This is a genomic window from uncultured Bacteroides sp. (assembly GCF_905207245.1).
GTDB lineage: Bacteria > Bacteroidota > Bacteroidia > Bacteroidales > Bacteroidaceae > Bacteroides.
Map to the genome: position 1 here is coordinate 214768 of NZ_CAJLKP010000001.1, position 25313 is coordinate 240080.

The 25313-nt window shown below is 41.6% G+C and carries 12 protein-coding genes; 8 read left to right on the forward strand and 4 right to left on the reverse strand.

Features of this window, described 5'->3' with window-relative positions; all coding sequences use genetic code 11:
• Positions 1-95: 95 nt before the first annotated feature.
• A complete protein-coding gene (locus QZ135_RS00820) occupies positions 96-1229 on the forward strand; it encodes a PCMD domain-containing protein (protein ID WP_294604952.1) in 1134 nt (377 codons plus the stop codon).
• 11 nt (positions 1230-1240) lie between these two features.
• Entirely contained in the window at positions 1241-2029 is a 789-nt protein-coding gene (locus QZ135_RS00825; RefSeq protein ID WP_294604954.1) for a porin family protein, read from the forward strand.
• A 93-nt stretch (positions 2030-2122) separates the two neighbouring features.
• Here QZ135_RS00825 and QZ135_RS00830 read toward each other — a convergent pair whose 3' ends face one another.
• On the reverse strand, positions 2123-3646 hold the full coding sequence (locus QZ135_RS00830) for a PCMD domain-containing protein (RefSeq protein ID WP_294604956.1): 1524 nt from the start codon (positions 3644-3646) through the stop codon (positions 2123-2125).
• Between the two features lie 312 nt (positions 3647-3958).
• Positions 3959-4921 (reverse strand): DUF4925 domain-containing protein, encoded by a 963-nt coding sequence (locus QZ135_RS00835; protein ID WP_294604957.1) that lies wholly within the window; start codon positions 4919-4921, stop codon positions 3959-3961.
• 381 nt (positions 4922-5302) lie between these two features.
• On the opposite strand from QZ135_RS00835, the gene aroC reads away from it, so the two are divergent.
• Together aroC and QZ135_RS00845 are read left to right on the forward strand one after the other, a co-directional pair.
• Positions 5303-6379 (forward strand): chorismate synthase, encoded by a 1077-nt coding sequence (gene aroC, locus QZ135_RS00840; protein WP_294604959.1) that lies wholly within the window; start codon positions 5303-5305, stop codon positions 6377-6379.
• A 117-nt stretch (positions 6380-6496) separates the two neighbouring features.
• A complete protein-coding gene (locus QZ135_RS00845; protein WP_294604961.1) occupies positions 6497-7855 on the forward strand; it encodes a dipeptidase in 1359 nt (452 codons plus the stop codon).
• Between the two features lie 92 nt (positions 7856-7947).
• Here the strand turns inward: QZ135_RS00845 and QZ135_RS00850 are convergent, their stop codons facing one another.
• Together QZ135_RS00850 and QZ135_RS00855 are read right to left on the reverse strand one after the other, a co-directional pair.
• Positions 7948-9951, reverse strand: a complete 2004-nt coding sequence (locus QZ135_RS00850) for an OmpA family protein (RefSeq protein WP_294604962.1) — start codon at positions 9949-9951, stop codon at positions 7948-7950.
• Positions 9952-10024: 73 nt separating this feature from the next.
• Positions 10025-12235, reverse strand: coding sequence for a DNA topoisomerase 3 (locus QZ135_RS00855; protein WP_294604964.1), 2211 nt, complete (start codon positions 12233-12235; stop codon positions 10025-10027).
• Positions 12236-12740: 505 nt separating this feature from the next.
• On the opposite strand from QZ135_RS00855, the gene QZ135_RS00860 reads away from it, so the two are divergent.
• The 4 genes from QZ135_RS00860 (at position 12741) to QZ135_RS00875 (ending at position 25304) form a co-directional block, all read left to right on the forward strand.
• A complete protein-coding gene (locus tag QZ135_RS00860) occupies positions 12741-16793 on the forward strand; it encodes a hybrid sensor histidine kinase/response regulator transcription factor (protein WP_294604966.1) in 4053 nt (1350 codons plus the stop codon).
• 311 nt (positions 16794-17104) lie between these two features.
• Positions 17105-19585, forward strand: coding sequence for a DUF4962 domain-containing protein (locus QZ135_RS00865; RefSeq protein ID WP_294604968.1), 2481 nt, complete (start codon positions 17105-17107; stop codon positions 19583-19585).
• 52 nt (positions 19586-19637) lie between these two features.
• Positions 19638-22139 (forward strand): DUF4962 domain-containing protein, encoded by a 2502-nt coding sequence (locus tag QZ135_RS00870; RefSeq protein WP_294604969.1) that lies wholly within the window; start codon positions 19638-19640, stop codon positions 22137-22139.
• 45 nt (positions 22140-22184) lie between these two features.
• Positions 22185-25304 carry a TonB-dependent receptor gene (locus tag QZ135_RS00875; RefSeq protein WP_294604970.1) on the forward strand — a complete coding sequence of 1040 codons (3120 nt, stop codon included), beginning with the start codon at positions 22185-22187 and terminating at the stop codon, positions 25302-25304.
• Positions 25305-25313 lie beyond the last annotated feature (9 nt).

Sequence of the window (25313 nt, forward strand, 5' to 3'; positions counted from 1 at the left end):
ATGTTTTTAATACAGGCGCAAAGTCTTCTATTTCAAAAAAGAAACTTAACTTTGCGTCCGAGTTTTACATTATTAATAACCAAAAACTGAATTAAATGAAGATTAAAACGCTAACCTCGTGTTTCTTTTTGGCATTTGCCATATCTTCTTGTATACAAGACGAAGCGCTAAATTCAGAAGCAGCCATAGATGGCTGTACAGGTGCGGATGTGCAATTGGCAAACATAAACGCAGATGAAAAAAAAGTCGATGTATATGTGCACAAAGGTGCAAACCTTGCAAAACAACAACTAAACTTCGCCTTGCCGGAAGGTGCATCCATCAAACCCAATGATCGCAGAGATGGTGATATAGGAAACATATACAACTTTAGCGAAGGAGATCATTCGCGGTCATTTACGGTGACCTCCGAAGACGATGCTTGGAAACCTGTTTATCAAATAAACGTTCGGCCAACAGAATTACCTACTTCCTATCATTTCGAGGAATTATTAGTTGCTCAAAATACTCCTTATCACATCTTTTACGAATTTGAGCCCAATACTTCACAAGAGGTTTCAAAGGTATTGCAATGGTCCAGTGGTAATCCTGGATATAAACTGACTGGCATGTCTAAACTTCCTACCGATTATCCTACCGTACAAGTTGCAGCAGGATATATAGGTAAATGTGCTAAATTAGAAACTAAAGACACCGGAAGTTTCGGAGCTATGGTGAAGATGTATATCGCTGCCGGCAATCTGTTTATCGGAGCTTTCGATCTTGCTAATGCACTTAAAGATGCTCCTAAAGCAACAACTTTCGGTTTCCAGTTCTACAAACGGCCGAAAGCATTAAAAGGATATTATAAATTCAAAGCGGGTTCAGTTTATACTGAAAGCGGAGCACCTCAAACAGGAAAGAAAGATCGATTTGATATCTATGCTGTCATGTATGAGGCTGAAGATAATTCATTCATGCTAGATGGAACCAATTCTCTGACTTCGGACAAAGTAGTATCTTTAGCCAGAATTAGTGCAGAAGAAGCATTAGAAACAGATAAATGGACAGAATTCAATTTGCCTTTCAAAGCTCAAAATGGTAAGGACATCAACGAAACTGAACTTCAGCAAGGTAAATATAAACTCGGCATTGTGTTCTCTTCAAGTGTAGACGGCGCTTATTTCAAAGGTGCCGTAGGTAGCACGCTCTATATTGATGAAGTAGAACTTATTTGCGAAGAGAATTAAAAAAGATAATTATGAAGAAATATAATATTATTATTGTTGCATTACTGTTAACAGTAATTGGAGCTACGTCAATAAAAGCTCAGGAAGATAGAACTCATATTCTCGGCCAGTCTTACCTTCGTGGCTGGGAATATTCATTGAAGGCAGGATTCAGTATCGGCGGGACCGCTCCTCTACCTCTGCCTGAAGAAATACGTAAGATAGACAGTTATGTACCCAGTATGGCAATTTCTATTGAAGGTAATGCAACCAAATGGCTAGATGATAAAAAAATGTGGGGGTTAACTTTAGGTTTACGCCTTGAAACTAAAAATATGACTACTGAAGCTACCGTTAAGAATTATGGTATGAAAATTATTAATACTAACGGTGGTGAATTGGAAGGCCTGTGGACGGGAGGTGTAAAGACTAAAGTTAAGAATTCCTATCTTACTGTTCCTGTTCTTGCCAACTACAAAATAAGCAAACGCTGGAAACTTGTAGCCGGTCCTTATTTCTCCTATTTACTTGAAGGGGATTTCTCCGGTCATGTATATGAGGGGCATCTCCGTACTCCGGACCAAACAGGCTCACGCGTAGACTTTACAGATGAAAGCATTGCCACATATGATTTTTCTAACGATTTGCGCAAATTCCAATGGGGTATACAATTTGGTGGAGAATGGAGAGCTTTCAAACATTTGAATGTTTATGCTGATCTTACATGGGGATTAAATGACATCTTTAAAAAGAATTTTGATACAATATCATTTGCCATGTATCCTATCTATCTTAATATAGGATTTGGATATTCTTTCTAAAATATTATAGTAATAATAAAGTCTGTCATAGATTCTAAATATAAAAAAGCTAGAAGTAAACTTCTAGCTTTTTTATATTTAGGAGGATATTTATTATTCAGCCGCAACTGATTCTCCAATAACTTCTAATTCATCAAGAATCAAAGTACTACCTCCAGCACCCATGAAACTATCACCATCTTTACTTGAAGAACAAACAATAGCCAATTTATAAGTTTTGCTTGTTTCATATGCCTTACCAGTTAAAAAGGTGAAAGGGATATCAAAATAGGTATACTCTGCTTTCGCTGTACCATCTTCTAATCTGGCAACTGCCACACGATAATCAGAAGTATTAATATCATGACCAGTCAAAATCACTTCTTCACCATCAGCATCTACAGCTTCATATAATACTGCCTGAATAGCACATTCATCAACTATATCCGTTTTTTCGATTACTTCTTCTGGCTTAGTAGCCTTAGAGCCATCAATATATTTCGCACCCGGAGCATATTTATACCATCCTCTGAAATAAACCGGCCTTTTATCATAAGCAATACCAAACTTAGAACTGGCAATACGATCGCCCGTATTCAATACAAACTTTCCAGTAAACACCGAACCTGATGTAATAGCAGGAACTAATGCATTAACTTTATCACTGGTGTCCATTGTTACTAGCTTAATCGCCGACTCACCTGCTTTTTTATCATCTGTCTGGAATACTGGCAAATCCGTAACTTTGAACAGTTTAAGATAAGCAGCTCCCGGCGCACTCGTAGCCAATAAATCCGTCGGTAGAGGAGAATAATATTCATTAGTTAAAAAAGAACCAGGAACTGTTTCCCATTCCTCGAAAGAGAATTTCAACTCAGACTGGCTACCTGCTATAGAAACCTTATAAGCCTTAACTGTTCCATTTTCTGAAATTACTGTATAAACCACTGTTTTACCACCAGAAAAATCCTGTGCTACGCCGCTTGCCGGAGTTACAGTAGCTTTTTCCGAAATTGTGAATATAGGCTTTAAAGCTTTCAAATCATTATCAGTAGCCGTATCACGAACCTTAAAAGTAATAATACCAGTAGCTTCATCAATTACCGGCTGTTCTGTTACCAGTTCACTATCAATAGTAAATGCTGTAATCTTTGCCTCTGAACTTTCAGCTCCAGTTAATTTAGTACCTTTATACACCACCTTAACTTTCTGTCCTAATTGTAATACATCAATATTCAGATTTGCTTCTGCTTTTCCATTATTAATAGTACCAACTACATCTACATTACACTTGCCAATGCCACTTAAATTCAGTTCCTGACTACCTGTAAATGTATAAGAAGTACCATTTTGTTTCAGAACGCATTTTTCCAATTTGATAGTTCCCAAGTTCATTTCCATGAAGCTAAAGTCCTTCAATTCCAAACTAATAATATTATTCCCAGCTTTTGCAATCGTAATGTTTTTTGGCATCCCATTTGCCACAGAAGTCCCATCTAATTCAATATCTAAAGTACCTTTATAGGTACCTGCCAATTCTTCCTCAATCGGATAAACAGGGTCATCATCATCACTACAAGCAGTGAACAAACTCATTGAACAAATCAATGCAAACAAATAAAATAAATTCTTCTTCATAAAATCATCTTGTTTAGTTAATACAAGTCTTCTCATCGAAGACTATAATGTCCTATTTTACTTTAATAAAAATTAAGTGTGCAAAGAAACAGCTTTTAAAGTATATAAAAAAGGTCTGTTCTACGTTTTAATGTTCTATTTTTAATATAAATTAGAAGAGCTATACATATATAGCATAATACAAAAGGCTCTTAATTATAAAAAACAATTAAAGGCATTCAATTGTTTTGTTATTTCAATAGAGCTAGTTATTAAACAAAAAGGAGCCGATTCTTTTGAGTCGGCTCCTTCTAATTTATCATGAAAATATGATTATCTCACTAAGTCCAAACCTAAATTAAAGCTTGTTGTCACTGACCAATATCCACCAATCATTTGAATAAACATTCCAGCAGCTTGTGCTTCCTCCGGCACAATTCCACCTTCTACCAATGCATTCCAAAGCAATATCAAATCACTCACTAATATAGGATCTCCCCAATTATCCGTTTCACCCGTATCACGAAGAGTGAAAAGATTATCAAAAGCACTCTTATCCAAATAAATATAAGTATGACCATTATCAGCAGTCTTAATATTCATAGGTATTCCATCTTTAGCCCAACCCAATATCTGGCTAATAGTAGCATCTTGTATTCCACTAAGATCTGCATTCAAAAGTCCACCAAGCAATGCTTTAACAGTAGCCGGATTTCCACTCAATATTTCATCAATAACATCGGCCATACCACTGGCATCAGCTCCAGTAGCTGCAGTCAAGATAGCAGGAATATTCAATTTTACAGTAAATTTTCCATTTCTCTCACTCCAATATGCCAAATCTTTGGGAGAAGTAGTAAAACCACTTGTAGCAAAATTAGCTTTTATCTCACTTGCAGCAGGAAAAGCACCTGTAAAAAAGATAGACATTATAGAATTAGGATCCAGAGCTATTGCCGGACTGGCAACATAGTCAGCTACAATACTACCACTTTTATCTAAAGTAATTGAATTCAAAGCTTGAGGTAAAATAGAGCCCCCCAAATACCGTAATAAAGCAGAAATGAATTCTGGATAATTATCATCACCAGTAAATTGCCAATCTGTATACAATGCACTTGTCACAGGCCAATTCTTCATAGTCTCTTTTTCCGTCCAATTATAATCCGTAGCCGTGTAGTCTGCCATTTTATAAGTTCCAGCCCATGGGCTTACTTCATCGTCATCATCGCTACAAGCAGTAAACAAACTCATTGAACAAATCAATGCAAACAAATACAATAAATTCTTCTTCATATTCTTTTTGTTTAATAAATACTAACTCCCCATCGCTGGGTAATCATGCTTTTTGATAAAATAAGATTTCAGGCTGCAAAATAACAGCTTTTAATAATACCAGACAAGGTCTATTCTAAAGATGAGCTGTTCTTTTTTTAAGCATCAAAGCTTTAATTATCACCTTTTATGAAAAAGAATTTGTCAACAGAATAAACTCGCAGCCACAAGCATTTTCCCAAGAAGCTATAAAAAACATCCCATTCCATAAAAAATATAATATTTCTCCCCCTTCATGAGAAAAAATCCATAACTATTTGTTATCTTTAGGCATCCAAAAGCTTTTATTCAAAGGATTTGGCATGAATTAACCCTATACATAAACCATTAAAGCAAAAGATTATGTTCAACTCATTCGGCAACATCCTCCGCCTTACCAGCTTTGGGGAGTCACATGGTAAAGGCATCGGAGGCGTCATAGATGGATTTCCCGCAGGCATCCGCATTGACATGGATTTCGTGCAAGCGGAACTGAACCGTCGCCGTCCCGGGCAATCCCTTATTACAACGGCACGGAAAGAAGGTGATAAAGTAGAATTCCTTTCTGGTATCTTCAAAGGCAAATCAACGGGATGTCCCATCGGATTCATTGTATGGAACGAGAATCAGCATTCCAATGATTATGATAATATGAAAGAGGTATACCGCCCTTCGCATGCAGACTATACTTATAAGGTGAAATATGGCATCCGCGATTACCGGGGAGGCGGACGTTCATCAGCGCGCGAAACCATCTCACGCGTAGTGGCAGGCGCGCTTGCCAAACAAGCACTCCGCCAACTGGGTGTACGCATTACGGCATATACTTCACAAGTAGGTCCTATTCGTCTGGAAGAAAACTATACCGCTTATGATCTCGATTTGATAGAAACCAACCCAGTACGTTGTCCGGACCCGGTAAAGGCAAAGGAAATGGAAGAGTTGATTTTCAAAATTAAGGGACAAGGTGATACCATTGGCGGAGTAGTGACTTGCGTCATCAAAGGATGTCCCATCGGATTAGGCCAACCGGTATTCGGCAAATTACAGGCTGCACTTGCTTCCGGCATGCTCAGTATCAATGCTGCCAAAGCATTCGAATACGGTGACGGATTCAAAGGCTTAAAACAAAAAGGTTCGGAGCAAAATGATGTATTCTTCAACAATTGCGGACGCATTGAAACGAAGACCAACCATTCAGGTGGTATCCAAGGAGGTATCAGTAACGGACAAGATATCTTCTTCCGGGTTGCCTTCAAGCCGGTAGCTACGGTGCTAATGGAACAACATACAGTCAATCTGGATGGTGTGGATACAACCTTGAAAGCCCGTGGCCGTCATGATCCATGCGTGTTGCCACGCGCAGTGCCCATTGTAGAAGCAATGGCTGCCATGACCATACTGGACTTCTATCTCATTGATCGTACAACTCAGTTATAAAAAAGTGGTAACAAAGTGGTAAAGCGATAGGACGATAAAGCAATAGAGTGACGTCATCCTACCACTTTATCACCCTATCACTCTACTCACCTTCTAATCCCTCATTATATATTATTTATGAACGAAATACAGAAATACATTTCAGAGAACGAACCCAAGATGCTGGAAGATTTGTTCAGCCTCATCCGTATTCCCAGTATCAGCGCGAAACCGGAACATCATGACGACATGCTGGCTTGTGCAGAGCGTTGGGCACAATTATTACTTGAAGCAGGTGCAGACGAAGCACTGGTAATGCCGTCAAAAGGTAATCCAATTGTTTTCGGACAAAAGATAGTGGACCCTACCGCTAAAACGGTATTAGTATATGCACACTATGATGTTATGCCTGCCGAACCGTTGGACTTGTGGAAAAGCGAACCTTTTGAACCTGAAATCCGCGACGAACATATCTGGGCCCGTGGCGCAGACGATGACAAGGGACAAGCATTTATCCAGGTGAAAGCATTCGAATATCTGGTGAAACATGGCATGCTGAAAAACAATGTTAAGTTCATCTTTGAAGGAGAAGAAGAAATAGGTTCGCCCAGCCTGGAAGCTTTCTGTGAAGACCATAAAGAACTTTTAAAAGCAGATGTTATTCTGGTATCAGACACCAGCATGTTGGGAGCTGACCTGCCTTCACTAACTACCGGTCTCCGCGGACTGGCATACTGGGAAATAGAAGTAACAGGTCCTAATCGTGACCTACATTCAGGACACTTTGGCGGTGCAGTTGCCAATCCTATCAATGTATTATGCGGCATGATTGCCAAAGTGGTGGATGCCGACGGACGTATCACGGTACCCGGCTTCTATGATGATGTGGAAGAAGTGCCACAGGCAGAACGCGATATGATAGCTCATATTCCATTTAATGAGGAAAAGTATAAAGCAGCCATTGGCGTGAAAGAGTTATTTGGAGAAAAAGGCTACAGTACACTGGAACGCAATAGTTGTCGCCCGTCATTCGATGTTTGTGGAATCTGGGGCGGATACACGGGTGAAGGTTCCAAAACGGTACTCCCATCCAAAGCTACCGCTAAAGTATCCTGTCGTTTAGTACCTCATCAGGATCATCATAAAATTTCCCGGATGTTTGCCGATTACATAATGAGTATTGCTCCGGATACAGTGCAAGTGAAAGTAACACCCATGCATGGTGGACAAGGATATGTGTGTCCTATCACCCTCCCAGCTTATCAGGCTGCCGAGAAAGGTTTCGAGAAGGCCTTTGGAAAGAAACCGCTCGCAGTACGCCGTGGGGGAAGCATCCCTATTATTTCGACTTTTGAACAAGTACTTGGAATAAAGACGGTGCTCATGGGCTTCGGATTGGAATCAAATGCCATCCACTCACCGAATGAGAATATCCCATTGGATATCTTCCGGAAAGGAATTGAAGCAGTGGTGGAATTCCATTTGAAATACATTTAAATGAAGAATGAGGAATGAAGAATGAAAAATTTAGCTGCGCGGTGAAAGCTTACTAAAAAGGAGATTCTTCATTCCTCATTCTTCATTCTTCATTAAAAAAACATCGTTCGCAAGACCTTAAATTCCGTACGGCGATTAATTGCATTACAAATCTCCTGCTGTTCCGGTGGGAGATTTTTTATGAACTCTTCCGTCAGCACATCACCCTCTTTTAGGAAAGTAGCAGATTTAAGAGTGAATTTAGTCACAGTCTTGGGCTGTTGTTCCCCGTAGCCTTGGGGTGTCAGGCGTTCCGGATCAATGCCGCCTTTGATAAGATAACGTACCACAGACTCAGCACGACGCTGTGACAGGCGGAGATTGTAATCATCATTCCCTTTATAGTCGCAATGTGCAGCCAATTCAATAGTAACACTCGGATTGTCATTCAACAATTGTATCAGTTCATCCAAGGCTACCGCAGATTCCGGTGTCAGATCGGCACAGTCAAACTCATAAAAGATATTCTCTATCAATACAGGGCGGGTGATGGAAGCCAAAGCAAATTCCAGTTCATAACGCCGGTCTTCATTCACATTCTCCGTCAGCAGTTCTTCCTTATCATTAAGGTAACCACGACAGGAAGCAAGCAAAGCATAGCGACGACCCGGATTTAATTCCTGCATGAAAGTGCCATCCTTCTTCACGTTTATTTTCAGATAAGTGCCATCATCACCAACCAGAGTCACAAGTGCATCAGACAGCACATCCCCCTCCTTATCATATACCAAGCCTTTCAAGATATGGTGCACTTCGGGAAGTTCGAAACTAAATATATGGTCCCATCCACGAGCATCTCCCCGATTGGAAGAAAGAAAACCACGATTAGGAGCACCCGGTTCGAAAGTCATACCGAAGTCATCGCTCTGCGAATTTATGGGAGAACGCATATTCTCAATGCGCCAGCGTCCCGTCAAACTATCGGGGATGGCACGGAAGATATCCAATCCACCCATACCGGGATGACCATTGGAAGAGAAGTGCAACGTGCCATCCGGTGCAAAAGTAGGAAACATCTCATCACCGGAAGTATTTATGTCAGGACCTAAATTATCAACATAACCGAAGCCATCGCGGGTTACATTAATACGCCACAAGTCCAGTCCACCTTGTCCGCCGGGCATATCAGACACAAAATAAAGATAATCGCCTGCGGGAGACAGGACGGGGTGGGCAACGGAAGAAAGGGTATCGTTCATGATGGCACATTTCTGAGGAGTTCCCCATTCGGCCCCGGCACGTTGAGAGACGTAAATCTCAGCATAGGCAGGCGCATCGGGCAATGTCCGGCAACGAGTAAAATACATAGTTTTGCCATCTGCCGAAAAAGAACAAGCTCCCTCCTCAAATTCACTGTTCACTTCGGAGGCAAGCGGTTCCGGCTTTTGCCATTGTTTCTTTTCATTCCGCTTGGAGTGAAATATATCGGCGCTCTTCATACCGGTGATACCGTTCAAATCAGAACCTTTCGCTTCATTGCGGGTAGAAGTAAAATATAGGATATCGGCATCGTCACCTGCATACATTGGAGAATAATCGCTACGGCGGGATACGAGGATAGGAATGCGCTTTACAATATGACGGGTAGGATTCTTTTTCCATTCTTGAGCCAGTTGGCAGGAAATAAGTCCAATATGTGCCAGGGAGTCTTTGCGTTCTTTTTTATCAGAAAGATGCTGCGCGTAAGTAAGATAATTCTCATAATAAGGTATAGCGGCTGCATATTCACCATTCTTACGAAGCATCTCCGCCAGGTAAAAATGAGAGATAGTGTCAGGATAACGGTAACGAACCGCATTCATATAGGCCGCTTTGGCTTTCAAGGTGTAGTTAATGCGCCGGTAACAATCACCTTGTTTGTAAGCAAGGATTCCACGTTGCGGACGGTCTTTGGGAGAAGTGCGGGTATAGGCCTGTTTGTAATGACGGGCAGCATCAAAGTATTCTCCACGGGCATAACTTTGTTCCGCCTGACGCAGACTTCGCCCTGCCCCACAGGAAGTGAGAAATAAAGTGATGCAAAAAAGAGAAAATAAAAACAGCTTATATAAACTCATCCTGTATAGGTCTACTAAATCATCATTTACCTATATAAACAGAAAAACCGGCAGTTTATTGTATATTCATCATCTATTCAAATGGTTTACGAAACGTACATCCATTCCGCCATTCGGAACAACCGTAAGCCGTCTTACCTTTAATAATAGTTCCTTTGCCACACAACGGGCATATCTGTCCCTCAACAATCTGCGACTGGGAAGCGTTTACAGGAGATATATCTGATTTTGCCTCAGACATATTATTTTTTGTTTCAGATTCATCCACCTTTGCTTCAGATGCTTTTTTGCGCGGTTTACTCTGTCGTTTAGGCTTCGAGACGCCCTTCTCTTTTGCTGCCTTTCCGTCCTGCTTTTGCCCACCGGCAGATGCTTCCTGAACGGCCTGCACAATCGTGATATGCCGGTTGCTATTATCCGAAAGCACACTCATGACAACTTCCGAAACCATCTGCTTCAATTCCTCCAGAAACTGAGCGGCGTTATAGGTTTTCTTCTCAATCTCACGTAGTTTCTTCTCCCAGATACCTGTCAGTTCAGCAGATTTCAACAGTTCCTCATGGATAATCTGAATTAGCTCTACACCCGTAGGCGTAGCAATCAGATTCTTCTTTTCCTTACGGATATAATTCCGCTTAAAAAGCGTCTCAATAATTGCCGCACGCGTAGACGGGCGACCGATACCATTCTCTTTCAATGCATCGCGCAGTTCATCATTATCCACCAGCTTACCTGCTGTTTCCATGGCACGCAGCAATGTGGCCTCGGTGTAAGGACGCGGCGGTTGCGTCCACTTCTCGTATAAATCGGGCACATGAGGACCGCTTTCACCTTTCACAAATACAGGCAACACGTTTTCCTCTTCACCTATTTCCTTTTCTTCCTGCGACTGTGCTCCCGGAGTTCCGAAGATAACCCGCCATCCCGGTTCCAATATCTGTTTGCCGGTAGTCTTAAATTCAATATTCTCCACTGCCCCCAATACGGTGGTAGTGGCGAACTTACAATCCGGATAGAACGCTGCAATAAATCGGCTCGCAATCAAATCGAACACACGACGTTCCATATCTGTCAGGTTCTGCGGATATTGTCCGGTGGGGATGATAGCATGGTGATCCGTCACCTTAGAGTTATCGAACACTTTCTTCGATTTCAGTAAAGTGGTTCCTTCCAAGGGTTTTGTGAAAGTTTCATAGTCACGTAATCCTTTCAAGATACCCGGACACTTCGGATAAATATCATCACTCAGAAAAGTTGTATCTACACGCGGATAGGTGGCAACTTTCTTTTCATATAATGATTGGATAATTTTCAGCGTTTCATCGGCAGAATAAGCAAACTTCTTATTACATTCCACCTGTAAAGAGGTCAAGTCAAACAATCGAAGCGGAGCTTCCTTTCCTTCCTTCTTGGTGACATCTGTAATCGTAAAAGGAGAATTCCTGATTTGTTCCAACAGAGCCATACCTTGCTCTTGACTGGTAATAGGATCTATTCCCCGATTTTCTTCCTCCTTCTTGGGCTTCTTTCCAGCAGCAATAGCCTCCTTATTCTTTTCTGCTTCCAGAATTAGTTCTTCCTCACTCTTCCTGATTATGGCAGCAAAGGTAGTATCCCGGTATACTGTCTTCAATTCCCAATATTGCTTGGGGACAAAGTTCTGTATTTCCAACTGACGATTTACAATAAGCGCCAACGTAGGTGTCTGTACCCGGCCAATAGAAAGTACTTGCTTGTTCTGCCCGTACTTCATGGTATAGAGGCGCGTCGCATTCATACCCAGCAACCAGTCGCCAATAGCGCGGGACAACCCAGCTTCGTACAAAGGTTGAAAGTCGGAAGCATCCTTCAGTTTGGCAAAACCTTCGCGGATTGCCTCTTCTGTCAATGACGAAATCCACAACCGCTTCACCGGACAACGTGCCCCAGCTTTCTGCATCACCCAGCGCTGAATCAATTCTCCCTCCTGTCCGGCATCACCACAGTTGATGATCATATCGGCTTTCTGCATGAGGGATTCTATTGTATGGAATTGCTTTTCGTAAGTTGGATTACTGATGAGCTTAATCCCGAAACGGGGCGGTATCATAGGGAGGCTTCCCAAGCTCCATGATTTCCAGTTCGGAGTGTATTCATGGGGCTCTTTGAGCGTACAAAGATGGCCGAATGTCCAGGTCACTTGGTATCCGTTCCCTTCAATGTATCCATCTCTCCTGTCTTTCGCTCCTAATACATCAGCTATGTCACGTGCCACAGAGGGCTTTTCGGCAATACAAACTATCATTCATTATTCTTTTAACGGAGCAAAGGTACAAAAAAGGGGGGAATGATAAAAGAATAAGTGATGATCAATGGCAACAAAGTAGTATTAGCACAGATGTGAAGGTCTCTTGCACAATATTGATAGCCAAAAGCACATTTTACATCATAAAAAGAACATTGCTACCAGTTGAAACATATAAAAAGGAGTAATTTAGCAACAATAAATAGGTAAAGAAGATTATTCAGCTTAACACTTTCCAATAAGGTTGAACTCCCCCCAAAAAAGAAAAGTTCAACCTTTTTTTATTTTACACTCCTGATTTATAGATAAAAGTAGGCTATTTGCCAATACTATTCAATTTTTAAACAAAAATGAAAGTCGATTGTACAAATCCGAAAGCTACACAAACGGAACTACAGATTCAAAAGACAGATAAGAAAGCCGCCTACGTATAAAAAGACTAATTTAGCCACCGAAAAAAGATTTTTATTATACCTTTGTACTATAACCTTATATACCACAGAAAATGACAAAATACCTTTTATGCCTCTTGACTAATCTGCTGATATTCCCACTCTCTGCACAAGAGCCAGCACCTATTGGCTTTGTACATATCGGACTGAACGACGGACTTTCACAAAGTACAGTAGTGGATATCACCCAGGATCAAAAGGGCAATATGTGGTTCGCCACTCACAACGGACTTAACAAATTCGACGGTTATGACTTTACCGTTTATCAACATAATGAACAAGATCCACACAGCATATGCGACGATATTATCCGCACCTGTATCACGGACAAACAAGGCAGAATTTGGATAGGAACCGATGAAGGGCTATCTCTCTATGATATCAATATGGATCGGTTTGAGAACTTCAACTATCAAGAAAATGGAGAACAAATATCCATTAACGGAATAGTAGAAGTTAACAATAAGCTTTTACTATTTTCCAGGAAAAAGAAATTAATATTATTCGATATCGAAACAAAGCAATATCTGAAGGACCTGCCAATCCCTACTCTTTCCTCCATTTCACCGACTGCTATCTACCGACAGGACGACCATATTTACATAGGCAGCATGCAAGGATTATTCGTTTATTCCATTCACACAAATACATTGGAAAACATTGCACCTGAAATACTGAAAGAAATAGAAATATACACTATACTGAAGCAATCTCCCAGACAACTATGGGTAGGAACCGAAGGAAGAGGATTATTTTCTATTAATCTTCTGACAAAAGAAGTGACCAATTATACCCATAACTCTAAAATAGAACATTCAATCAGTTCCAATTACATCCGTTCACTTTGCCTCGACTCACAAAATACCCTATGGATAGGAACTCTTAATTCACTGAACATATATAATGAAAAAGATGATAATTTCAATATTTATACCAGCGATCAATTAGAAAGCGGCAAGCTCTCGCAAACATCTGTTCGTGATATCTTTATGGATTCACAAGGTGGAATGTGGCTGGGAACCTATTTCGGAGGATTGAATTACTACCATCCTTTCAAAGATCGTTTCTCTAATATACAATCCACGGACAAAGAAAATTCACTAAACTGCAATATCGTGGGATGTATTAGGGAAGATTCTCAAAACAACCTTTGGATAGGAACAAACAGTGGTGGTGTAAACTGTTACAATCCACATACACGCACTTTTAAACACTATACACAGAAAGAAGGTTTAGGTGCGAACGATGTAAAAGTTATCTATATAGATGAAAAGAACGACTTAGTTTATATAGGTACACACACAGGTGGACTCAGTATTCTAAACCGTAAATCGGGACATATCAGAACGATTTGTGATAACAGGACAAACAACATCTATACTTTTGAGCCTACAAAAAATGGAGAATTCTGGATCAGTGGGCTCGACGAATTACTGCGCTTTAATCCTACAAACATGACATTTACTGTCATAACCAAGCAAGCAGATGGAAAACCGTTTCTACATAACCGGATTACGGATATTGTTCGTGACAGTAAACACCGGCTTTGGCTAATCAGTGAAAAAGGCTTAAGAGTATATACAGAGAAAGATGGACAACTGCAATATTGCTCCATACTGCCGGAACAATCACCCTTCACCTACAAGATGACGAATTGTATATGCGAATCCAAGTTAAACGGAATTTTCTGGATAGGCACGCGCAACGGAATTTATCGCTTCGACGAAAAGACAAAAGAAATCAAACAATATACCACTACTCACGGATTGCCCAACAACGTAGTACATGGAATTATGGAAGATTCTTACGGCTATCTTTGGCTCAGTACGGACAAAGGACTGAGCCGCTTCCAGCCGCAAACAGAGAAATTCAGAAATTATACAAGTAATGACGGTTTGCAAAGTAATCAATTCTCTAACAACGCATATTGCCACACGAAAAATGGATTGATGTACTTTGGAGGAATCAATGGCATTACTACTTTCCAACCGGAACAATTACCGGACAATCCCTATATACCATCCGTTGTCATCACGCGACTAAAACTGTTCAATAAGACAGTTAGCCCGGGAGATGGTACCGGTATATTAGAGAAGAATATCAGTGAAACCAGCAGCATTACACTAACTGCCAAACAATCTATGTTTTCACTGGATTTTGTTGTATCCAATTACATTTCCGGCAATCATAATACATTTGCTTATATGCTGAAAGGGTATGACAAAGAATGGTATTACACCCACAATTCCCGTATCGTTTCCTATTCAAATCTGCCACAAGGCACTTACCATTTCCTGGTGAAAGCCGCTAACAGCGACGGGAAGTGGAATGAGCAACCAACCGAATTGGAAGTGAAGGTTCTTCCTGTCTGGTATAAAACGTGGTGGGCTGTACTGTTATTTATCGTACTCTTTCTTGCCGCCACCGTTTTCATTTTCTACTACTTCTGGATGCGCAAAAGCATGAAAGCGCAGATACAGATGGAACTTGCCGACAAAGAACGGCAAAAGCAGATGAACGAGATGAAGCTCCAATTTTTCATTAATATATCGCACGAATTGCGAACACCACTTACCATGATATTGGCTCCCTTGCAAGATGTGCTTGATAAAGTAAACGACCGCTGGATACATAAGCAGTTGGAACATGTCCAGAAGAATACCAACCGCTTACTGCATCTGGTAAATCAACTGATGGACTACCGCCGGGCCGAACTGGGAGTGTTCCATCTCAAAGTCAGACGTAACGTAATCCATCTGGTCATAAAGAAGAACTTTCTACTTTATGAACGAGTGGCCCAGCGCAAAAATATCACTTACAATTTCCATTCGGAAATAGAAGACCAGAAAGTGTTGTGCGATCCCAACTATCTGGAACTTATCATCAATAATTTGATTTCTAACGCTTTTAAATACACCGATGAGGGGCAAGCCATCACAATTATCTTAAAAGAAGAAAACAACAAATTGATGTTGCAAGTAAAAGATACAGGTCAAGGTATTCCCCTAAGCAAGCAAAGCAAAATTTTCGAGCGTTTCTATAAAGTGGATAATGAACACATCGGTACAGGAATCGGACTTTCTTTAGTGCATCGCTTGGTAGAACTACATCATGGAGAAATCAAGTTGGATAGCTCTGAAGAGATAGGAAGCACTTTCACCATTTACCTGCCCAACCGTGAGGAGGCATATAAACCTGAAGAGTTTGCCACCGAAGCAGATACTGAAAACGGACAAGCCATTCATTCGACCAATAGTGCAGGCATGTTCATTATAGATACAGAGACAGATGATAATGAGAAAGTTGCACTAGAAGTAGAAGAAACCGATGAGCTGAAACGCGAAAGTATTCTGATTGTGGAAGACAATGCAGACATCCGTCAATATCTTAGCAACGAACTAAGACAATCTTACCTGATACTGGAAGCGGAAAATGGTGAAGAGGCTCTGCACATTCTGAAAGAACAGAAAATAGACCTTATTCTGACTGATGTCATGATGCCAATTATGGATGGCCTGAAGTTATGCAAACATATTAAGCAGAACTTATACACATGCCACATTCCGGTCATCATGCTCTCTGCCAAGACAGATCTGAAAGAACAATTAGAAGGCCTGCAAATGGGAGCGGATGATTACATACCCAAACCTTTCTCAATGGCATTGGTTACAACTAAAATAAAGAATTTATTCCGTACGAGGTACCGTGCCATAGAACATTATTCCAATTCCTTAGAGATAGAACCGGAGAAGGTCGCCCTCAATCCTTTAGATGAAGAATTACTAAAAAAAGCGGTAAGTATTGTGGAGCAACATCTTGATAACGTAGAGTTTTCTACCGATGAGTTTGCCCGTGAAATGTGCATGAGCCGTTCCAATCTACACTTAAAAATGAAAGCCCTGACCGGAGAATCGACGAATGAGTTCATTCGTAAGATACGATTCAACAAAGCATGCAAATTACTGAAAGAAGGTCGCTACACCGTGTCTGAAGTCAGCACATTTGTAGGATTCAATACCCCTTCTTATTTTGCTACCAGTTTTAAGAAATACTTTGGCTGCCTACCTTCCGAATATGGCAAGAAAGGCGGAAATGTAATCGCCTGAGATACTATTGAAGTTTTGTTCAAAGGCTGCGAATTCATTTGCAGCCTTTGAACAAAATATCATCCTAACAAGAAAAACGTTCCTTCCTATACTACACACTTTTTCTACTAATTTCAAGCTGCTTTTCTCTCTATCCCCCTTGTAAGAGCTATCTATAGCCAAAGCGAAAACACTTCTTTCAACCAAATTGCAAGGAGATTCAACACAAATATAAGCCTTTCGCACCATTTCAAAACATGTTTGTACAAGCCGGAAAGCCTTTTATTTCCTTCCACACTACCTTTGCCTACGAACAATATCAGAACAATATTATGAAAACGCTATTGGCCACATTAACAATCTTGTGTACCCTGTTTACACATATATATGCTAACAATCCAATTCGCAAAGCACCATACCCGCAACAAGAGCATATCATTTATCTGAATCCTGCTCCATTGTTGGTTCCGTACTCCCTCAAACAATCGGACTTCCTACAGTTCAATCTATCAATGAACAAAAACTTCGAAGACGACCACAGTATTTTATCAAAGCCTGTGCCTTGGTGTGTATTCAATCCACATCAGATACTTAACTCAGGTGTTTGGTATTGGCGTTTCCGTTCAGTCAGCAAATCCGGTGAAGAAATGCCCTGGAGCCAAACTTATAGTTTTACCGTAACGGATGATACTCCCAAGTTTGCCACTCCCCCATTCAGCACTTTCTCTAAAAATATCCCTAAAGAATATCCACGCATTTACTGTTTTCTGAAAGATAGTCTGGAAGAAGCACGTAAAAAAGTACGGTCACATTCCGAATTCGAGGCTATGATAGACGATGGACGCAATGCACTCAGCATGAATTATGCTAACGACACAAAACCATACAGTCTGATTACCCGTATGGCAGAAGACTGCGACAATCTGAATACAGCCTACCAAATGTTGCAACGTGACCTCTATGCTGATAAAATGGTAAAGAATGTACGTTGCCTGCTCTCCACAGAACCCGATCCTAAAGTTATCGCCAACGACTTCAATGCCGGAGAATTGGTCTATACCTTGGCATGCACTTACGAAAATTGCTTCGACCGTTTTACACCCGAAGAGCGGAAGCAGATAGAAACCATCATTATGAACACGTTAAGCCAATACTATACCTCACGTATACTGGGACGTGAAGAGAACATGTTTTTCGATGAACATTTCTGGCAATTCTCCTTCCGCCATTTCTTGCAAGGAGCCTTGGTATTATATGACAAATATCCTTTGGCTAAAGAGTATTTGGAATATAGCTACGAACTTTGGACCTCCCGCGCCCCTGCTTCCGGCTTCAACCGTGACGGCTCGTGGCACAACGGTGCCAACTACTTCAGTGCCAATGCCGTCAGTCTGGCTTATGTGGCTACCCTATTCAGTTACTTGACGGGAACAGATTTCCTACAACATCCGTGGTATAAGAATGCCGGTCTGGGACTGGTCTATTGCTGGCAACCCGGAGCATTGAGCAGTGGCTTCGGCGACGGACATGAGAAAACAAACAGCAAACCGTTGCGCATCCGCAGTGCCTTTGCCGACTTCCTGGCTCGTAATACAGGAGATATTTATGCAACCTGGTATTCCTCAGTCAATGACCGATACAAAACAGAATCGGAAACACGCTTATACCGCATGGCAAGCGGTAAACAGCGCCCTATGCAAGCTCAATTGCCTACTGATACGCCCAAAGCCATATGGTTTAAAGATTGTGGTGAAATGATAGCTAACACTGACCTGAACAATCTGAAGAAAAATATCAGTTTAAGTTTTCATTCCAGTCCATTCGGTTCGGGTAATCACACTCACTCCAACCAGAACGCATTTAATCTGCATTATGGTGGAGAAGCTGTTTATCGTGCAGTAGGCCATTACATGAAATTCGATGACCCGCATAATCTATTATCCTACCGAAATACTCGTGCATACAATTCCTTGCTGGTGGATGGTATCGGGCAACCGTTTACCCAACGTGCCAGCGGCTATATCGTACGCATGTTTAACGGTGAACACATCTCTTATGCACTTGGCGATGCATCCAATGCCTACTGCGGCATCAGTGAAATCAACTATTGGAAACAGGCTTTTGCCAAAAACAAGTTGAAACAATCGCCCGAGAATGGTTTCGGAGAAACATCATTGAAGAAGTATCGCAGGCACATTTTCCTGTTACATCCTAACACAGTAGTTATTTACGATGAATTGGAAGCTGAAAAAGCAGTGCACTGGGACTGGTTACTGCACAGCCCAACCAAGTTTAATATTGATGAAACCGCCGCCATTCTAACTACGGAAAACAAAGAGAAACATTTCAAGTCCGTAGCCCGGCTTTTCAGCGAACAGAAATGTAGAATCACCCAGACAGACCAATATGCCGCTCCCCCGAATCAAAAGAATGCCGAGCGTGGCGAGGACTTTACAAATCCATGGTCACTGACGGCGAGTTTCGGTCCCAGTAAGGCTAATCGGATATTAACCATCATCCAGATAGAAGCCGACGGAAAACAAGCTGTGGAAATAATTAGCAATGACAAACAGCTACAATGTGGAAACTGGACTATTGAAGCTGAATTGAATACGAAACGTCCGGCAAGCCTGTATATCCTGAATAGTGAAAATAAAGCCACATTTAGTTTCGGAAGAAAAGAAACAATGATAAATGGTCGGAGCTATCAGTGCCAAGAGAAGGGTGCTTCAGTGATTTACGATGCCATAAATGGAACTTGGAAAACAGAAGAGATGAGTGACCAAAAGATACAGAGTATGGGTAAATGGTAAACCCGAATTTTGTACTGAATACAAGTAGTAATTACAAAAAAAAGAATAGGATATGAGAAAGTTATTAACCACCTTGCTGACATACTGTCTGACTTTGATTCAGTCGATGTATGCAAACTGTCCCGGTCAGATTCACGAGAACGTGCGCGAAACACCGTTCCCGCAGCAACACAATACCTTATACATCAACCCTTCTCCATTGCTGGTACCGTTGGAAATGAAACAATCGGACTTTCTGCAATTCAATCTATCGCAAGACAAACGGTTTGAAAGTGCAAGCAGCATCTTGTCCGAAAATACCCCCTGGTGCATGTTCAATCCGCATAAAGTGTTGGAAAACGGTACTTGGTACTGGCGCGTGCGCTCAGTCAGCCAATCGGGCGAGACAATGCCTTGGAGCAAGATTTACACTTTCACGGTGACGGATGATGTTCCTCAATTCGTCACCCCGACGTTCGATGTGTTTTTGAACAACATTCCCAAAGAGCATACACGCATCTATTGTTTCCTCCGGGATTCGCTGGATAATGCCCGCAAAAACATGCGGCAACATCCTGACTTTGAGCCCATGATTGCCGAATCGCGTGAAGCATTAAATATGGATTATCGAACGGATCAAGCACCTTACAGCAAAGTGAGTCTGATGTACATCCATACCGATTATCTGAATACTGCCTATACCCTGTTTCAAAGAAATGTTTATGCAGAAAAGATGGTACAGAATGTCAGATGCCTTTTGGCAGTGGATGTTGATACGAAAGTGATAAACAATGATTTTAAAGCCGGAGAACTGGCTTACCTGCTGGCTTGTACTTACGAGACTTGTTATGAAAGGTTCACAGAGAAAGAACGCACACAAATTGAGGAACTCATACTGACCATTCTCAATCAATACATTCCTCATATCATTAATAAGGAAGAAGTACATATATTCGACAATCACTTCTGGCAGTTCACTTTCCGCCACTTCTTACAAGCCTCATTGGCGATATACGACAAATACCCGCAAGCCAGGGAGTACCTGGAATACAGCTACGAACTTTGGACAGCACGTGCTCCGGCATCAGGCTTCAACCGTGACGGTAACTGGCATAACGGAACTGCCTATTTCAGTGCCAATGCCATAACATTATTCTACGTACCCACCTTGTTCTCTTACCTCACAGGAACGGACTTCATGCAACACCCGTGGTACAAAAACGCAGGAATCGGATTAGCATACAGTTGGCAACCTGGTTCGCTGAGTGCAGGCTTCGGCGACGGACACGAACAGATGAATCCGAAACCTCTGCGTATACGTAGCGCTTTTGCCGACCTTATGGCACGGTTCACTGGTGATCCTTATGCAGCTTGGTACTCTTCTATGAACGACAGATATAAAAATGAATACGAAACCCGCCTCTACCGACTGGCAAGCGGTAAGAAACGTCCGGCAACAGCCGAACTGCCTGAAAATGCACCGAAAGCTGTATGGTTCAAAGACAGTGGGGAAATGATAGCCAATTCAAACCTGAAAGACAGTAAACAAAACCTCAGCTTGAGTTTCCATTCCAGTCCATTCGGATCGGGAAGCCACACGCACTCCAATCAGAATGCATTCAACTTACACTACGGTGGAAAAGCCATTTATCGTGCAGTGGGACACTATATGAATTTTGCGGATGCACACAATTTACTGGATTATCGCAATACCCGAGCTTACAATACGCTATTGGTAGATGGTGTCGGTCAACCTTTCACCATCCGTGCTTACGGTTACATCACACGCATGTTCAATGGCAAACATATCTCTTACGCATTAGGGGATGCCTCGAATGCTTACTGTGGCATTAGTGAATATCCCATGTGGATAAAGAACTTTGAAAATCAGAAGTTGGAACAATCAATGGATAATGGTTTCGGCAAAACGCCATTAAAGAAATACCGCCGCCACATCTTCCTGCTACATCCAGACAAAGTAGTCATTTACGATGAACTCGAAGCCGACAAGGCTGTTCGGTGGGACTGGTTGCTGCACAGCTCCATCAAATTCTCTATCGATGAAGCGACAAATACTCTCGTTACAGAAAATAAAAAAGAGAAACTCATTTCAGTGGCGCAATTATTCAGTGAACAGGACTGCAATATTTCTCAGACAAATCAGTATAAGGCTGAACCAAACGAGAAAATTGCCGTACGAGGCGAAGAATTTAGCAAGCCTTGGTCACTGACTGCCAGCTTTACTTCCAGCAAGGCTAACCGCATACTTACTATTATACAGGTACAAACCGACGGAAAACAAGCCGTTGAGATAATTCGCACCGGGAATAGTTTTCAATGCGGCAATTGGATAATTGAAGCGGAACTGAATGCTAAACAGCCTGCCAGCCTCTATATCCGTAACGTCCAGAATAAAGCAACTTTCAGTTTTGGGAAAAAGAATCCTGAAGTTAATGGTAAAGCTTATCAATGTCAAAAGCCAGACGCCTCCGTGCTATATGACAAAATAGACGGAGAATGGAAAACGCAGGAAATGAATGACCGGAAAATACAATTTTCCGGTAAAATGAATTGAAATAATGTATTATTATTATATTTTTAACCTCTTAAAAAATTTATTATGACTGAAAAAACAACTCAAAGGAGCCTCTTATCGCTCCTATTGGTTTGTTGCATGCTATTTCTCTGCAATTTGGAAATAGTAGCACAAGACACCTCTTACAAAGGTAAAGTGATTGATGCAACCACCAATGAACCTTTAATCGGTGTTTCCATTCTGGAAAAAGGTACTTCCAACGGTGTCATAACGGATATTGAAGGTAACTTTAATATCCAGACAAGTCCGGAAGCCATTCTCATCTTCTCTTACATCGGTTATACCACCGTTGAAAAAAAGGCATCGGAATGTAACGGAATAACCATTAAACTCGCTGAAGACTCAGAGATGCTTCAAGAAGTAGTAGTGGTAGGTTATGGCGTACAGAAGAAAGTAAATTTATCAGGATCCGTATCCGCCATTGATGGTGAACAGATTGCTGCCAAACCATCAACGGATGTACTATCCGCTCTACAAGGTGAATTGCCAGGTGTAACCATTACGCGCAGTAGCGGACAGCCCGGTGCTTCATCCGGTCTTCAGATACGTGGTGCTACTTCGGTCAACTCCACCCAAACATTGGTTCTGATTGATGGTATAGAAGGCAGCTTGGCACAGGTAAATGCCGAGGACATCGCTTCCATATCTGTACTGAAAGATGCTGCGTCTTGTGCCATCTACGGTGCGCGTGCAGCCGCAGGTGTTGTATTGGTTACCACCAAAGCTGGTACAGAGGGCAAACCCAGAATCTCCTACAACGGATATGTATCATTCAATACACCGGGCAATATGCCCGAGCGTGTCCCTGCATGGGAAGAACAGGATTTTATTAACAGAACCCGTATCCCCATAAGTGGTCCCGAATGGAATGCTGAAAAGTCATCATGGACAGGAAATCCCAACTTCGACTATCGTCCGTTAAAGAATGGACGCTGGGATTTGTTCGACAGCGTGGATTGGCTGGGCGAAGGAACCCGGAATTTTACCCTGCAACACAACCATGCAGTATCTGTTAGTGGCGGTACTGATAAGATAAACTATTTGTTGTCCGCAAACTATTTCTATAAAAATGGTTTATTGCAATATGGCTCTGATGATTATGACCGTTACAACCTCTTAGCAAAAATGAATGCCAAAATCAACAAATACGTTGACCTGGGTATTAATATTCAATATATGGCAAACAATACTGCCGAAAGTTCCTATGGCTCCGAAAACATTTTCAAACTACTTTATGAAAACCGCGGACGCCAACCCATCATGCAACCCGAAGGTGAGAATTACAAAAATCCTTATAATGGTGACTTACAAAACAATCCCATCGACCTAATGAAGAACGGAGGTGAGAAGACAATCAAAAAAGAGTCATACGTCGGCAAAGCACAGTTGACTATCAAGGATTTCATCAAAGACCTACGTATCAACCTAAGTGCATCAAGAAGAGCCGGTTATGCTTCACAAGAGAAAAACATGCGTACATTGACATGGTATAATCATCTGGGAAATGTTCAGAGAACCGCCAATCCCGCCAATTCTTTGTACAAAGAAAAATATGGAGATACCCACGATATTTTGGAAGCAACTGCCAACTATAGCTTTAGCTTGAAAGAGGCTCACAATTTCAGTGTACTTGCCGGTAGTTCTTATGAAAACTATCGCCTGGATAAAATGAGCGGAACAGCCAAAAATATGCTATCCAATGATTTTTTCTCGTTCAACTACTACGACAGCTCCATTGCTACCAATACCGAACTGTCTGATGAAATTGGTACTTGGGCGATGATGTCCTACTTCGGACGCATAAACTATAACTATAAAGAAAAATACTTATTCGAAGCCAACATGCGTTATGACGGAAGTTCACGTCTTGCACCTTCCAAACGCTGGAGAGCTTTCCCTTCTGTTTCAGCCGCATGGCGTGTGAGTGAAGAAAAATGGTTCAAACTTGGTTGGTTGAATAGTCTTAAATTGCGTGCTTCCTGGGGACAACTGGGTAATGGAGCCGTTTTAGGATTGTATGATTACCTCCCGCTTATTTCGCATAGCCAGAGTAATGCTCCGGCCACCTATCAAGGTGAGAAATGGTTCTATCAGGCAAGTTTGGCTTCAGAAGACAAAACTTGGGAAATTATTGAAACAACCAATCTGGGTGTTGACTTCGGGTTCCTGAACAACCGCCTGACGGGTACTTTTGAGTACTACTGGAAATACAATAATGAAATGCTGGCCGGTCTGCAATTACCATCACAAATTGGTATCAGAGTTCCTAATATGAATGTAGGTAAACTGAAAACATGGGGATGGGATTTCAATATCAACTGGAAAGACCAAATCAAGGATTTCAGCTACCAGATAGGCTTCAATATTTCCGACAGCAAAAATGAATTGGTCCAATACGATGGAGCCAGTGTAGTAAGTGAAGGTCTCGTTTCTTTATTGGAAGGCCATTCTATCAATACTATCTGGGGATATAAAACTGACGGTTTCTGGTCGAGCCGCGAAGAATATTTGCAATATAAAAAAGATAATCCCGGCTACAAATCCTTCAACGATAATATTGTCAGTGGTGGCGACGTGAAATATGTGGCACAAGGTAAGCCCGACCATACCATCGGTGTAGGTAGTGGAACCCCCGAAGATCCGGGTGACTTGGTATGTCTGGGAAATACGACTCCGCGTTATCTCTATGGTATCAGCTTGTCCGCCCAATGGAAAGGTTTCGACCTTGCAGTCATGTTTCAAGGTGTAGGCAAACGTAATGTAATGCTGAATGGCGTGATGTTCCCTATCTTTAACGACTCTGAAATGCCTTGGAGCATTCACCGGGATTATTGGACAGAAGATAATCAAGATGCCTACTGGCCACGTTTGTACCAATACAAAGGCGACAAATTCAATAGCAGATCAGCAGACAGATGGATGCAAGATGCTTCTTATCTCCGTTTGAAGAATCTGACTTTGGGATATACCATACCGGTTTCTAAAAAGTATATGGAAAAGCTGAGAGTTTACGTCACCGGACAAGATTTGTTTGAATTCACAAATATGCTGTCTGTAATGGACCCGGAAGCTGAAAACAATGCCACCAGAGCACTCTACCCATTCTTCCGCAGTTGGACAATCGGACTTAATGTTACATTCTAAAAAGAGAAA